Here is a 14,010-nt window from a genome sequence, read left to right as displayed (position 1 = left end):
TGGCTTCGCCGGGATCTCCCCGCCGAGTCGGCCGTCGCGGGCGTTGTACGGCAAGCTGTGAGCATGGAGTTCGCGCTCGAGTTCACCCCGGATCTCGCCATCGTCTTCGTCACCCTGTTCGTCCTCGAGGTGGTGCTCGGCGTCGACAACGTGATCTTCATCTCGATCCTCGCGTCCAAGCTTCCGCCCGAGCAGCAGGCCAAGGCGCGCAACCTCGGCCTCACCCTCGCGATGCTCATGCGGGTGCTCCTGGTGCTGTTCGCCGGATGGATCATCACGCTCGAGGAGAACCTATTCCACATCGGCGAGATGGGCTTCTCGGGCCGCGAGCTCATCCTCCTCGCGGGTGGCCTCTTCCTCCTGTACAAGGCGGTCAAGGAGATCCACCACCGCCTCGAGGGCGACGACGACCACGGCTCGGCGGTCGGCGGCAGGGCCACCTTCGGCGCCGTGCTGGCCCAGATCCTCGCTCTCGACCTGGTGTTCTCGCTCGACTCGGTGATCACCGCGGTCGGAATGACCTCGAACATGCTCGTCATCATCACGGTCGTGGTGCTGTCGTTCGGCCTCATGCTGTTCGCCGCGAAGCACATCTTCACGTTCGTGAACAAGCACCCCACCGTGAAGATGCTCGCCCTGGCGTTCCTGATGCTGATCGGCGTCTTCCTCGTCGCCGAGGGCTTCGGCGTCCACATCGACAAGGCCCTGATCTACGGCCCGATGGCGTTCGCCATCCTGGTGGAGGGCCTCAACCTCATCGCGGCGGCCCGCAAGCGCAAGCGCACCGGTCAGGCCGCCGAGCCGGTGCACCTCCACTCGGGCTACACCCCCGATGAGGAGGCGCAGGCGACCTCCGACGCCAAGGGCTGAGCGGAGCCCGCCCCTCAGCGCCGGGCGCGCATCACCAGATGATGCCGCCGCCGGCCGAGATGCCGGCCCACGTGAGCGCCACGAAGATGCCGGCGAACACGACGGGCGCGATGCCCTTGCCCTGACGGCTGAGACCCTTCAGCAGGGCGATCACGGCGAGCACGGCGGCGACCAGGGAGAGCCCGCCGCCGAGGATCAGCCCGATGAACAGCGGGATGGGCATGAGCACCAGTCCCGCGAGGCCCACCCAGAAGGCGGCCCAGGCGGTGCGGTTCGAGGACGACGTGTTCACGGAGCACATGTGTCCATCATGCGGCTTGGCGCGCGCCGATGGGCGCGATCGCCGCGCGGCGGCGGCCGATCGCGACGACCGCCCAGGCCACCAGGGCGATCGCGGCGGCGATGCCGACCACGTACAGCGCGCCGCCGGCGGTGGGCGAGTGCGGGTCGAGGAACGGGTACGGGTACCACCACGCGTTGCCGGTCGCGGGCGCCACGACCGTGTTCGCCCGCAGCATCGTGTATCCGACCCAGGCGAGCGGGAAGACCAGGATGGTCGCGATCGCGCCCCAGCCGAGCGCGCGCCGGCGCGGGGCGATCAGCAGGTCGGCCAGCAGCGCGACGGGGCCGATCACGTGCAGGATCTCGTTCGACCACGGCACCGTCGCGCCCTGGGGCCGCTGCACGCCGCGCAGCAGCAGGTTGTAGACGATGCCCGTGACGATCATGTACGTCGTCACGCTCGCCAGCAGCATCGCCAGCCACTGCGGATCGCGGTCGGCGGTCGCGGCGCGCCAGGTCCAGACCGCCGCGACCAGCAGCACGACCGCCGAGGCCACGTTGGACTCGATCGTGAAGAAGCTGAAGAAGTTCGCCGCCACGGTCGGCAGATGGGAGCCGTGCGGCGTCTCCATCGCGGCGGCGTTGGCGAGCGTGCGCTGCAGCTGCGCGATCACCGCGACCAGGATCAGCGCCGCCACCGCGACGCGTGCGGCGGCCCACGCGCGATCGATCGGGGAGCGGGCGGGTTCGGCGACCGCGGGGGCGACGGCCTGCTGGGTCATGGCCACACCGTATCGCCCGCCGCGTCGGACGTCAGCCGCCGGGCAGCAGCTCGTACTCGGACATGCGGCGCTCGAACTCGTCCTCGTCGGCCTCGCTCAGGAGCCGCTCGGCGTAGAACATGATCTGCAGGCCCTCGAGCGGCTCTCCCGTGCGTGCGTGGTCGGCCTCGCGCGCGGTCCGCCACTCGCCGGTCGCGTCGTGGGAGAGGTCCGTCATGGTGGCGTAGACCGCGACCAGGCCGTCGGGGCTCTCGCTGTACCACTCCCAGGTGACCTGGGTGCGGGGGTCGGCGCTGCCGTAGAACTTCTCCAGGATGCTCGGGTCCAGGCCCTGATCCGGGTCGTTGAACGCGATCATGCCCCACCAGTCGTGGGAGGCGAGCACGTCGTCGATCGTCCGCATGACCGCCAGCTTCCGGTCGTGGCCGCGGATCGGCTCGTTCGTCGCCGACACCTCGGAGCCGAACCGGACGAGCATCGACTCGCCGCCGTACCCGTTGCGCTCGGGGCGCAGGTCCTCGGGCAGCGGATCGGCCCACGTGTACCCGTACTCGGCCGTGAGTCGATCCCGGATCTCGGCCGACAGGGCATCGGCGGTCGCCCGCACCTCCTCGAGGGACGGGCGGCCGAGGGTGTCCTCGAGGCGCTCGCCCTTCACGCCGGGGTGCTCCTCGAGGAACCGCTCCTCCTCGGTCCTCGTGCCCGCATAGCCGCCCTCCGCGGAGGTCCGCGTCGCGCTGAGCGCGCCGACCGTGCCCACGTTGATCAGCAGGACGAGCGCGAGCGACCATGCACCGAGCGTCCGCCCGCGCGCGGTCACCAGGGCGGCCACGACGAGCCCGACCACGAGGAGCTGGAACGCGAGGAACGTCGCGCCGTACAGCGCGTCCGTGGCGCCGAGCGCGAAGGCGAGGACCAGGGCGAGCGCGAACAGCCCGGCGGCGCCGAGCGCGATCCAGCCGAGGACGCCCGGCCGCGGGCGCGGCGGGCTCGGTGGCGGCGCGACCGCCGCGGCGCCGGGCACGGGCACCCGCCGTGCGCCGCGATACCCACCGGGCGGCGGCAGGGGAGGAGCGCCGTCCGACTTCACCACGTAGCGCGCCCCCGTGTGCGCGTCGGGCCGAGGCGCGGGGCGCGGCTGCTCGTTCACCATGGCCGGTCCGTCCCCGATCCGGACTCGTCGTCGTCGCCGCCGGAGTTCTCGCGCTCGTCCTGCCCCTGCGTCAGCCGGTCCTCGAGCTCCTCGAGCTGCTCCTCCGACGGCTGCTCGGGCTGCTCCTCCTGCGGCGGCTCCTCGCCCTCGCCGCCGGAGGGAGGCGGCGGCTGCTGCTTCTCGAGCAGCCGCTCCTCCAGCTCGTCGATGCTCTGGTCGGCGCTGCGCTCCTCATCCGGCGATGCGGCGTCGGCCTCGGGCGTGTGGCACTCGGCCGGGGTGTCGGCCACGACCTCCAGGCCCTCGGTGTAGAACCGGGACGCGGCGGCCTCGTCGCCCGCCTGGCGGGCCGCGTCGCCCTGCCACTCGATCGTGATGCCGAGGTCGATCCACACGGCGCACGCCTCGAGCCCGGGCGCGAGCGGCAGCGCCTGCTCGAACAGCGCCCGGGCCTCCTCGAGCCGGCCGGACGCCGCGAGGGGCACGCCCGCGTCGTACGGCGCCTTGTACGGCTCGAACCAGTTCGCGACGCCCAGCACGCCCGCGGCCGCGATCGCGCCCTGGTGGTCGCCCGCGACGTACCCCGTGATCGTGCGGTGCGCCAGCGCGTACATCGAGAGGATCTTGACCGGCAGCAGCAGCGCGATCGCCGCGAGCGGCACCGCGATCCACAGCAGGATGCGCCGCAGCCGTGCGCGGCGCCGGTTCGCCGCGACGAGGTCGTCCGGGGTGGTCACGGCGCACCCGCTTCCGCGCGCCGGCCCGCGATCCGCAGGATGCCCGGGATGGCGCCCGCGAGCAGCGCCGCGTCCACGGCGAGCAGGCCCACGACCATCAGCGCCACGATCCAGGACAGGTCGGTCACGTCGCCCGTCGAGCCGGAGGGCTGCGTGGTCGTGGAGGTGGGCGCCGCCGGCAGCGACGGCTCCGTGCCGGGTGTGCGGTGCTGGTATTCGACGCCGAGGTCCGCGGCGATCGTGCGCAGGGCGTCCTCGTCGATGCGCGAGAGCGCGGGCTCGTCTCCGTCCTGGATGTACTCGTCGGCGCCCTCGCCGAGCCCGCCCGTCTGCACCTTCATCCGGCCGCCCTCTGCCGTGCCGTAGCCGAAGACGGCGCCGCCGTCGACGAGCTCGCCGCCGCCGCGGAACGACTCGGGCTGCGACGCGGCGGTCTGCTCGCCGTCTCCGAGGTAGAAGACCATGCGTGAACGCTCGGACGACGCCGCAGCGTTCCGCAGGGTCTCCTCGAGCAGGTCGGCCGCGATCCCGATCGAGCTGCCGCGCGAGTTCTGCGTGGGCTCGGGGCGCAGCGCCTCCATGGCCGAGCGCAGCGCGGCCGTGTCGGTCGTGAGCGGCAGGCGCAGCTCGGCCGACGCGTCGAACGTGATCAGGGCGAACCGCGCGCCGGGGTACTCCGCGACCAGCGCCGCGACGTCCTCACGCACGCCGTCCAGGCGCGGGGCGCCGTCGGCCCAGTCCTCGGCCACGATGCTCGCGGTGCTGTCGACCAGGATCACGACGTCGGTGTCGGTCGCCAGGGTCTGCGACTGCCCGCCCGGGATGCCCGGGCGCAGCGCGAGCACGAGGCACGCCAGCACGGTCACGGTGCGCACGATCCAGGCGGTGCGCGTGCGGCCGTCCGGCGCGGTGACGACGCACCGGACGGTCACGAACAGGCCCGCGGCGGCGATCAGGATCAGCAGCAGCGGATGCAGGACGGGCTGGAGGACGAGGTTCACAGGCGCGCCCTCCACATCAGCGCGGCGCCGCCCAGCACGGCCGCGAGCAGCACGACGATCCACACGTCCGGCACGTCGCGCCACACGACCTGCGCCTCGCCGCGCAGCGCGGTCGCCGCCTCCTCCTGCACCTCGTCGATGATCTCGCCCACGGTCGTCGCGCCGCGCAGTGCGTACGCCTGCCCGCCCGTGGCCTCGGCCGCCGCGATCAGCTCCGCACTGGCCCGCGCGTCCTTGCCCTCGACCGGGTTGAGTGCGAACACGCGCACGCCCGCGGAGGCGGCGTAGGCCGCGGCCTCGTCGAGCGTGACCACGCCGGCGCCGAACACCTCGTTGTCGGTCGCGAGGATGATCGTCCGCGACCGCTCGTCGTCGCGGTGGTCGAACCGCAGAGCGCAGGCGGCGAGGCCATCGCCGATCAGCGAGGCGCCCGCGCCGTTGAGCGTGCCCACCCAGTGCTCGGGGATCTCGCTCCTGTGGTCGTCGAAGCTCGCCCTGATCGTGGCGAGGTGGGCGCGCACGAACGCGTAGTCGTCCGTGAGGGGGAAGACCTGCACGGGCGAGCTGTTGAAGATCGTGAGCCCGATGCGCTCGCCCTCGAAGCCGTCGACCAGCTCCTCGAACACCTCGATGACCTCGACGTCGACTTCGCTCATCGAGCCCGACACGTCGAGGCACAGCATGATGTCGCGGCTCGTGTCGACCGGCTGGATGGTCTGCGCCGCGAGAGGCCGGGCCGCGACCACCCCGGCCACGCCGGCGGCCGCGACGAGAAGCCCGAGCGCTCCCGCGACCGCGGCGGCGCGGCGCCGCGTGGCGCGCACGACGCTGGGGAGCTCACGCAGCCGCTCGGCGCGCGCGACCGGCAGGGCGTCGCCGCCCGACGCCCCGCCGCGTCGGGCGAGCAGCACGCCGAGCCCGATCGCGGCGCCCACGATGAGCACCGCGACGGCGATGAGCCACGGGGTCGCGAGGTGCATCGGGATCAGTGCCATTCGGCCACCACCCTGCGCGCCGCCGCGGCGCCCGCGAGCGGATCGATCGCGGGCCCGCGCCCGAAGATGCTCGGGTAGTAGTGGCGGCGCAGCGCGTCCACGAGGCTCGGCTGCACGCCGCGCGCGACCAGGTCGTCGAGCGCCAGCACGGGCGCCTCCAGGCCGCTGTATTCGTTCACGAAGCGGCGGGTCAGGCGGCTGAGCTCGAGGTTGGCCCGCCGCGCATCCAGCTCGTGGGCGCGGTACGCCCGCTCGATCTCGTCGATGTCCGCGAGGTACTCGTGGCGCAGCTGCGCGACCGCGTCGAGCACGCTGGGGGCCGGCTCCCCGGCCTCGCGCCTCGGCCGGCGCTGCCGCGTGAGGAACAGGATCAGCCAGAACGCCAGGATGACCAGGGCGATCACCCCGAACGCCAGCAGCATCCAGCCGGGCGCGTACTGCACGGGCGGGTACAGCTCGTCAGGCTCCGACATGCGCCCTCCGGCTGAGCATGCGCAGCAGCGCCGGCACGGCGTCGTCCTGCGACGCGAGCTCGGCGTGGCTGATCTCGAGGGCCGTCAGCACCTCGGCGCGCCGCGCGTCCGCCGCCGCGCGCTCGGCGGCGAGCTCGGTCGCGATCGCGGGGTCGCCGTGCAGGAAGTCGGGCACGCGCCAGCCGCTGTCCACGTCGCGGCGCCCGTCGCGGCCCGCGCGCGAGCGGATCGGATCCGCATCCCGCAGCGTGAGCCACACCAGGTCGTGCTGCGTGCGCAGCCGGCGCAGCAGCCGCTCCGTCTCGGCCGTGACCGGCGCCTCGTCCGTGACGACCACCACGATCATCCGGCGCGCGATCGTGCGCGCCACGAAGTCGAGCAGGCGCTCGCGCGCGCTCGCCGCATCCGCGTCGCGGATGGCGCCGTCGATCGCGCGCAGCGCGTGCTCGAGCGCGCCCTCGCTCCTCTTGGGAGGCAGGCGCCGCACCCGCGCGGCGTCGCCGAAGACGACCGAGAAGTCGTCGTCGTGCCGCAGCGTGAGCATGCCGAGCGCGCCGACGGCCAGCACCGCGAGCTCGCGCTTGGACCGCTCGTCGCCCGCCAGTGCGCCCATCGCCCGGCCCGTGTCGATCACGAACAGCACGGTGTGCGCGCGGATGGCGCGCGTGCGCTTGACGAGCAGCGTGCCCAGCCGCGCCGTGGCCCGCCAGTCGATGTCGCGCACCTCGTCGCCGTGCTCGTACTTGCGCAGGTCCTCGAAGTCGTTGCTGCGGCCGCGCAGCAGCGATGCGTACGCGCCGTCGAGCGCGTGCATCGACTTCTTCGTGGCGTGGATGAAGAGCTTGCTCTTCACGCGCGTGATGAGGGTGGTCATGGGGTCGCCGTGATCGGGGCGGGGCCTCAGGGCGTCGGGACGGCCGCGAAGATCTGGTCGATGATGTGCTCGCTGCGCACCCCGTCGGCCTCTGCCTCGAAGTTCAGCAGCACGCGGTGCCGCAGCACCAGGTGGCGCAGGCTCCGGATGTCCTCCGGCAGCACGTGCGGGCGGCCGTTCAGCAGCGCCAGCGCGCGCGAGGCCTGCAGGAACGCGATGGAGGCGCGAGGGCTCGCGCCGTACTTGATGTACCGCGCCTGCTCCTCGCCGATGTACGGCGCCGCGTTCCGCGTCACGTACGCGATGCCGACGATGTAGTTGCGGATCGCGGCGGAGACGTGGATGCGACTCGCGACGTCCTGCAGCAGATGCACGTCGTCGAGCGTGACCGATGTGTGGACGTGGCGCTCGGGATCCAGCACGCCCGAGTCGATCCGCGCGAGGATCTCGAACTCCTCCTGCGGGCTCGGGTACTCCACGATCTCCTTGAGCAGGAAGCGGTCCATCTGCGCCTCGGGCAGCTCGTACGTGCCCTCCTGCTCGATCGGGTTCTGCGTGGCGATCACGAGGAACGGCTTGGGCAGGCGGTGCACCTCGCCGCCGATCGTGGTCTGGTGCTCCTGCATCGCCTCGAGCATCGCGCTCTGGGTCTTGGCGCTCGAGCGGTTGATCTCGTCGAGCAGCACGAAGTTCGCGTGCACGGGGCCGAGCACCGTGCGGAACGAGCCCGTGCTCGCGTCGTACACCTGGTTGCCGGTGATGTCGCTCGGCAGCAGGTCGGGCGTGCACTGGATGCGCTTGAACTGCGCATCGACCGTGTCGGCGAGCGTGCTGGCCGCGGTCGTCTTGGCCAGGCCCGGCACGCTCTCGAGCAGGATGTGCCCGCCCGCGATCAGGCCGATCAGCAGGCTCGTGCGCAGCCGCTCCTGGCCGACCATCTTGGAGGAGTACGACTCGGAGATGACGCGCAGCACCTCGGTCGCGCGGCGCATCTCGTCGGAGGTCGGCCCCGCCCCCTGCGCGGCGCCCTGCTGAACTGCGGCCTGCGGATCCATGCGCTCCCCCTTCGCGAGCGGGAGGCGTCCGCTCGCGCGCGACCGTCCCCCGGCGGTCAGCCTAGTGCGCGGCGACCGCAGTGCACCGGCCGGTCTGCGGGTGCTTCTGCCCTCCCCGATAGACTGGGACCGGCCCAGAACGCAGCCCGAAAACCGGGAGAGAGGTCGTGGGCAAACCGAGCCGTGGGCTCGTGCACAGACAAGGGGAAACCCATGCCAGGCATCGTGATCGTCGGCGTCCAGTGGGGCGACGAGGGCAAGGGCAAGGCCACCGACCTCCTCGGGGACCGCACCGACTGGGTCGTCAAGTTCAACGGCGGCAACAACGCCGGCCACACCGTCGTGATCGGCGACGAGAAGTACGCGCTGCACCTGCTGCCGTCGGGCATCCTGTCGCCCGGCGTGACCCCCGTGATCGGCAACGGCGTGGTCATCGACCTCGAGGTGCTGTTCGCCGAGCTCGACGCGCTGTCGGCCCGCGGCATCGACGTCTCGAAGCTCAAGGTGAGCGCCAACGCGCACATCATCACGCACTACCACCGCACGCTCGACAAGGTCACGGAGCGCTTCCTCGGCAAGCGCCAGATCGGCACCACGGGCCGCGGCATCGGCCCGGCCTACGCCGACAAGATCAACCGCGTCGGCATCCGCGTGCAGGACCTGTTCGACGAGTCGATCCTGCGCCAGAAGATCGAGGGCGCGCTCGACCAGAAGAACCACCTGCTGGTGAAGGTGTTCAACCGCCGCGCGATCACGTGCGACGAGATCCTCGAGGATCTGCTGTCCTACGCCGACCGCATCAAGCCGATGGTCGCCGACACCGGCCTGCTGCTGAACGAGGCGCTCGACGCCGGCGACGTGGTGGTGTTCGAGGGCGGACAGGCCACGATGCTGGACGTCGACCACGGCACCTACCCGTTCGTCACGTCGTCGTCCGCGACGGCGGGTGGCGCCTCGACCGGATCGGGCGTCGGCCCGGGCCGTCTCGACCGCATCGTCGGCATCGTGAAGGCCTACACGACGCGCGTCGGCTCGGGCCCGTTCCCGACCGAGCTGTTCGACGAGCAGGGCGACTGGCTGCGCAAGCGCGGCTTCGAGTTCGGCACCACGACCGGCCGCCCGCGCCGCGTCGGCTGGTACGACGCCCCCATCACGCGCTACGCCACGCGCGTGAACGGCATCACCGACCTCGTGCTGACCAAGCTGGACATCCTGACCGGGCTCGACGAGATCCCCGTGTGCGTGGCGTACGACGTCGACGGCACCCGCTTCGACGAGCTGCCCGTGAACCAGACGGACTTCCACCACGCCAAGCCGATCCTGGAGATGTTCCCCGGATGGCAGGAGGACATCTCGACGGCCCGCACGTTCGAGGACCTGCCCCAGAACGCGCAGGACTACGTGCTCGCGCTCGAGAAGATGAGCGGCACGCGCATCTCGGTGATCGGAGTGGGCCCCGCCCGCGACGCCGTGATCGTGCGCCACGACCTCGTGGACTGAGTGTCTGCGGTCTCGGCCGTCCGATGCGGCATCGCGCCCCGCTGAGACCGCATCGCCGCGCTGAGACCGCAGCGGGCCACTGCCGTCTCAGCGCGGGATCGCAGTCTCACCACTGAGAGGATCGACGGCATGAGGTTCTGGATCGGGGCGCGCGGCGCCGACATGAGGTCCGAGGCGCGCGGCATCATGGCCGGCACGGCCGGCGAGCCGGACTCGCCGCTCGCGAGCGGGCCGCTGGCTCTCGTCGGCGACGCGGTCGAGGCGCTCTCGCCGACGTGGCTCGCCGCGCATCCCACGCTCGACGTGGTGTACGCCGCGCTCGAGGGGCAGGGCCGCGTGGCGGCGTACCGCCGCACGGGGGAGGCGACCCTCGCACCGCTGGGCGCGCCGGTCGAGGCGGGCGAGACCGTGTGCCACGTCAGCGTCGCGCCCGACGGGTCGCACCTGCTCGCGGCCGCGTGGGGGGACGGCACCGTCACCCACGTGGCGCTCGACGGGGCCGGCCGACTCGGCGCGCGCACCGAGGCGGAGCCCTCCGCCGACCCCTACGGCGACGGCGCGCCGCGCCCGGCCCCCGACGCGGCCGCGCTCGTCGCGGAGCAGGGCGGGGTCGCCGACCTCCGTTCCCTGGTCGAGCGGGGCGCCGACGCGTCGCAGCTCGCGGCCATGCTCGCCGGAGCCACCCCGACCCCGGCGATCGGCGCGGACGCCGGGCTCGACGAGATCCTCGCGCTGCTGGGGCAGTCCAAGAACCCGTTCGACGACCCGGCGGTGCGCGACATCCTGCGCGGCGCACCCCACGAGCAGGGGTCGCCCCTCGCTGGCGCCGTCGACTTCAGCGGCGCCGCGGAGACCCCGGATGAGCCGCGCACGCCGCGCGCGCACTGCTCCGTGTTCCTGCCGCGCGGGCTCGTCGCGACCACCGACCTCGGCTTCGACCTGGTGCGCTTCTGGCGCACGTCGCCGCGCGGCGTGACGCTCGATCACGAGGTGGCTCTGCCTCTCGGGACCGGGCCGCGGCACATGGTCCTGCACCCCAGCGGCCACCTCTACGTCGTGACCGAGTACACGTGCGAGGTGTTCGTGCTCTCGCCCGGGCAGGACGGCAAGTGGGCGCTGCGCTCGGGGCTCGCCGCCTCACCCGGGTCGCTCCCCGGCGACACCGCGGCCGAGCTGGCCCGCTCGCGCGACGGGGGGTTCCTGTACGCCGGCCTGCGCGGCAGCGACACGATCGCGGTGCTGCGCGTGCGCGGCGAGGGCGACCGCCTCGAGCAGGTCGCGCTCGCCGAGTCGGGCGTGCGCAAGCCGCGCCACCACGTCATCCTGCGCGACACCCTGCTGGTGGCCGGTCAGGGCTCGGACGAGATCGTGTCGCTGAGCGTCGACGAGCGCACCGGTGTGCCCGGTCGCGCCCGCCACCGCCTGGGCGTGCCGACGCCGCAGCACATCCTGCCCGTGCGGTAGCCGCGCGGTCTCCCGGCGTTCTCCGACACAACGCAGGATCTCTGACCGATCCCGCGCGTGTCAGCCGGGTCGGGGCGGCCCGACACGCGGACGTGGCGCGGGAAGTCCTGCGCTGTGTCGGGCGATCCCGGCCGCACGGGCGATTCTGCCGTCCTCCCGCGCCGGTAACCTCGACGTATGACCGACGCGCCGATCGAGAAGCCCGAGGAGACGCTGCAGCGCCTGCGCGCGAGCATCGACAACATCGACGCCGCGCTGGTGTATCTGCTCGCCGAGCGCTTCCGGGCCACGCAGCAGGTCGGTCAGCTCAAGGCGCGTCACGCCATGCCGGCGTCCGACCCCCGCCGCGAGGAGCAGCAGGTCGCCCGCCTCCGCTCGCTCGCTGAGGCCGCGCACCTGGACCCGGAGTTCGCGGAGAAGTGGTTCAACTTCGTCGTGGCCGAGGTCATCCGCCACCACGTCGAGGCCGGCGCCGAGGCGAACGAGCGGGTCTGACCTGCCGCGCGGGCCCCGTGGCACCGGGTGGCGTGGCGAGAGCGGGTACCGTGGCCGACATGAGCCGCCGTGTGACGCTGCGGGACGTGGCCAAGGCGGCCGGCGTCTCGCGCACGACCGCGTCCAACGTCGTGATGGGCACCGGGCGGATCTCGGACGAGACGCGCGATCGTGTGCGCTCTGCGATGACGGAGCTCGGGTACGTCTACCACCAGGCCGCCGGGGCGCTGCGGCGCAAGACGTCGCGCGCGATCGGCGTGGTGGTCACGAACATCCACCGCCCCCACTTCGGCGAGCTCCTTCTCGGGCTGGAGTCGACCTTCACCGAGGCGGGCTACACGTCGCTCGTCGTGTCGACGATGGATCTGCTGGAGCGCCAGCGGCAGGCGGTCAGCACCCTCAGGGAGCACGCGGTGGCCGGGCTCGCGATCATCCCGGCGACGGGCAGCGGCGACGACCTGCTGCGCACGCTGGACGACTGGGGTGTGCCGAGCGTGTTCGTCTCGCGATACATCGCGGGACAGGACGGATCCGCGGATGTCGCGCCCTACGTCGGTCCGGACGACGTCCTCGGCGGGCGGCTCGCCGCCGACCACCTGCTCGATCACGGCTGCCGCTCCATCGCCTATGTCGGCGGCTGGCCGGACATCGCCTCACGGATCGACCGGCTCGACGGCGTGCGCTCGGCCATCCGGGCGCGCGGCGCCGAGGTCACGCTCAGCGACTTCGAGGGGGAACCCAGCGGCGAGGGCGGCCTGGAGCTCGGGCGCCGGCTGATCGCGGACGGGTCGCTGCCGGACGGCGTCCTGTGCCACGGGGACGCGACGGCCATGGGGTTCGAGCGCGCCCTCTACGACGCGGGGCTGCTGGACGCCGTCCGGGTGATCGGATACGACGGAGTCGCGGCCGCCCGCTACTTCATCCCTTCCATCACGACGATCGAGACGAACGGCTTCGACATGGGGCGGCAGGCGGCCCGGGAGCTGGTCGCGGCGCTCGAGCTCGGCCGGGAGCCGACCTCGCACCTGCAGACGCCCCGCCTCATCGTGCGGGAGTCGTGCGGTCCCCACCCCTGAGATCCGGACACGTCGCGCACGTGATCGGATCGTGACGTGCGTCGCTTTGACACCGGCATCGCCCTCTGGCACTGTGGCAGTGACGTGGTGGATCGATCTACCACCTCCGTCCGCAGGACGGGCGCACACGACCTTGGGCCAAAGGGGGCACCTGGAATGAACCGCAGAATCCTCGCCGCGGGTGCGGCGATCACAGCACTCGGAGTCGCGCTGACGGGCTGCGGTCTCCAGCAGCCCGCCGGCTCGGGCGGCTCGGGCGGAGGCGGCGCGAGTGCACCCGAGGGCGGCGGCACGGTGACGATCTACTCGCCGCGGCCGTCCGCCATCACCGACGAGATCATTCCGATGTTCGAGGAGGCCAGCGGCTACGACGTCCAGCTGGTGACGCTCGGCGCCGCGGAGGTCGCCGACCGCATCCGGGCCGAGAAGGACAACGTGCAGGCAGACGTCTGGTGGGGCGGCACGCCCTCCCTCTTCACGCCCGCCGCCGAGGAGGACCTCGTCGAGCCCTGGGGCGACGCCGTGCTCGACCTCGTCGAGGACGAGTTCCAGTTCAGCGACGACAAGTGGGTGGCCGAGATGCGCCAGCTGCAGCTGATCGCCTACAACACCGACATGCTGTCCGAGGATGAGGCGCCGAAGGACTGGGACGACCTGATCGATCCCAAGTGGAAGGACCAGATCCTCATCCGCGACGTGGCCGCATCCGGCACCATGCGCGGCATCTACGCCGCCATGATCGCGCGCTTCTACGAGGAGGACGGCAACCCCGAGCGCGGCTACGAGTGGCTTCGCGCCCTCGACGCCAACACGAAGGACTACGCGGCCAACCCGGAGGACCTGTACCTGCGCCTCGAGCGTCAGGAGGCCCCGATCACACTGTGGAACCACCAGGACATCCTGGCCCAGGCGGAGCAGGGCGCGGCCTTCGGCATCATCGAGCCGGAGTCGGGATCGCCGATCAACATGGACGGCATCGCCAAGGTCGCGGGCGGCCCGAACCCGGAGGGCGCGGAGGCGTTCGCGGAGTTCATCTTCAGCCCCGAGACCCAGGACTGGCTGGTCAACAACGCCTTCCAGATCCCGACCGTCGAGATCGAGAACCCGCCCGCGTGGCTCGAGCCGCTGACCCTCAAGGAGCTCGAGTACGACAAGGAGCTGGTCGCGGAGCACGAGACGGAGTGGATCGACTACTGGCTCGAGAACATCAAGAACCAGGGCTGATCCCCGCCGGTCGGCCGGGTTTGCGCCCG

Annotated in this window: 15 protein-coding genes; 6 read left to right on the top strand and 9 right to left on the bottom strand. The window is 72.3% G+C overall.

The window, feature by feature from the left end; genetic code table 11:
- The first annotated feature begins 63 nt into the window (after positions 1-63).
- Positions 64-870 carry a TerC family protein gene (locus ACYVGN_RS07720; protein WP_460789914.1) on the top strand — a complete coding sequence of 269 codons (807 nt, stop codon included), beginning with the start codon at positions 64-66 and terminating at the stop codon, positions 868-870.
- A gap of 31 nt (positions 871-901) precedes the next feature.
- On the opposite strand, the gene ACYVGN_RS07715 is transcribed toward ACYVGN_RS07720, so the two are convergent.
- Genes ACYVGN_RS07715 through ACYVGN_RS07675 form a run of 9 tightly spaced genes read right to left on the bottom strand, consistent with a single transcriptional unit; the run spans position 902 to position 8,222 of the window.
- A complete protein-coding gene (locus tag ACYVGN_RS07715; RefSeq protein ID WP_055987707.1) occupies positions 902-1,171 on the bottom strand; it encodes a hypothetical protein in 270 nt (89 codons plus the stop codon).
- Positions 1,172-1,178: 7 nt separating this feature from the next.
- The gene (locus ACYVGN_RS07710) at positions 1,179-1,934 is read right to left on the bottom strand and encodes a Pr6Pr family membrane protein (RefSeq protein ID WP_460789912.1); all 756 of its coding nucleotides are present in this window, start codon (positions 1,932-1,934) and stop codon (positions 1,179-1,181) included.
- Between the two features lie 31 nt (positions 1,935-1,965).
- The gene (locus ACYVGN_RS07705) at positions 1,966-3,087 is read right to left on the bottom strand and encodes a hypothetical protein (protein WP_460789910.1); all 1,122 of its coding nucleotides are present in this window, start codon (positions 3,085-3,087) and stop codon (positions 1,966-1,968) included.
- On the bottom strand, positions 3,081-3,824 hold the full coding sequence (locus ACYVGN_RS07700; protein ID WP_460789908.1) for a hypothetical protein: 744 nt from the start codon (positions 3,822-3,824) through the stop codon (positions 3,081-3,083). Before ACYVGN_RS07700 ends, ACYVGN_RS07705 begins: the two co-directional genes overlap by 7 nt.
- Positions 3,821-4,825: a vWA domain-containing protein gene (locus ACYVGN_RS07695; RefSeq protein WP_460789906.1), complete on the bottom strand. Its 1,005-nt coding sequence runs from the start codon at positions 4,823-4,825 to the stop codon at positions 3,821-3,823. The genes ACYVGN_RS07700 and ACYVGN_RS07695 overlap by 4 nt, the downstream gene beginning before the upstream one ends.
- On the bottom strand, positions 4,822-5,820 hold the full coding sequence (locus ACYVGN_RS07690; protein WP_230668216.1) for a VWA domain-containing protein: 999 nt from the start codon (positions 5,818-5,820) through the stop codon (positions 4,822-4,824). The genes ACYVGN_RS07695 and ACYVGN_RS07690 overlap by 4 nt, the downstream gene beginning before the upstream one ends.
- Entirely contained in the window at positions 5,811-6,293 is a 483-nt protein-coding gene (locus ACYVGN_RS07685) for a hypothetical protein (RefSeq protein ID WP_055987716.1), read from the bottom strand. The genes ACYVGN_RS07690 and ACYVGN_RS07685 overlap by 10 nt, the downstream gene beginning before the upstream one ends.
- A complete protein-coding gene (locus ACYVGN_RS07680) occupies positions 6,280-7,167 on the bottom strand; it encodes a DUF58 domain-containing protein (RefSeq protein WP_460789903.1) in 888 nt (295 codons plus the stop codon). The genes ACYVGN_RS07685 and ACYVGN_RS07680 overlap by 14 nt, the downstream gene beginning before the upstream one ends.
- A 26-nt stretch (positions 7,168-7,193) precedes the next feature.
- Entirely contained in the window at positions 7,194-8,222 is a 1,029-nt protein-coding gene (locus ACYVGN_RS07675) for an AAA family ATPase (protein ID WP_460789901.1), read from the bottom strand.
- A gap of 213 nt (positions 8,223-8,435) precedes the next feature.
- Here ACYVGN_RS07675 and ACYVGN_RS07670 point away from each other — a divergent pair, with 213 nt between their 5' ends.
- The 5 genes from ACYVGN_RS07670 to ACYVGN_RS07650 all read left to right on the top strand — a co-directional run bounded on the left by ACYVGN_RS07670 (position 8,436) and on the right by ACYVGN_RS07650 (position 13,981).
- Positions 8,436-9,722, top strand: coding sequence for an adenylosuccinate synthase (locus ACYVGN_RS07670; protein WP_460789900.1), 1,287 nt, complete (start codon positions 8,436-8,438; stop codon positions 9,720-9,722).
- Between the two features lie 129 nt (positions 9,723-9,851).
- Entirely contained in the window at positions 9,852-11,186 is a 1,335-nt protein-coding gene (locus tag ACYVGN_RS07665) for a lactonase family protein (protein ID WP_460789898.1), read from the top strand.
- Between the two features lie 177 nt (positions 11,187-11,363).
- Positions 11,364-11,681 carry a chorismate mutase gene (locus ACYVGN_RS07660; RefSeq protein ID WP_460789896.1) on the top strand — a complete coding sequence of 106 codons (318 nt, stop codon included), beginning with the start codon at positions 11,364-11,366 and terminating at the stop codon, positions 11,679-11,681.
- 59 nt (positions 11,682-11,740) lie between these two features.
- The gene (locus tag ACYVGN_RS07655) at positions 11,741-12,757 is read left to right on the top strand and encodes a LacI family DNA-binding transcriptional regulator (RefSeq protein WP_460789895.1); all 1,017 of its coding nucleotides are present in this window, start codon (positions 11,741-11,743) and stop codon (positions 12,755-12,757) included.
- A 156-nt stretch (positions 12,758-12,913) separates the two neighbouring features.
- Positions 12,914-13,981, top strand: coding sequence for an extracellular solute-binding protein (locus ACYVGN_RS07650; RefSeq protein ID WP_460789893.1), 1,068 nt, complete (start codon positions 12,914-12,916; stop codon positions 13,979-13,981).
- The last annotated feature ends 29 nt before the right edge of the window (positions 13,982-14,010 follow it).

The organism is Microbacterium lacusdiani (assembly GCF_054779895.1).
This window is presented reverse-complemented; position numbering and strand designations above follow the sequence as displayed.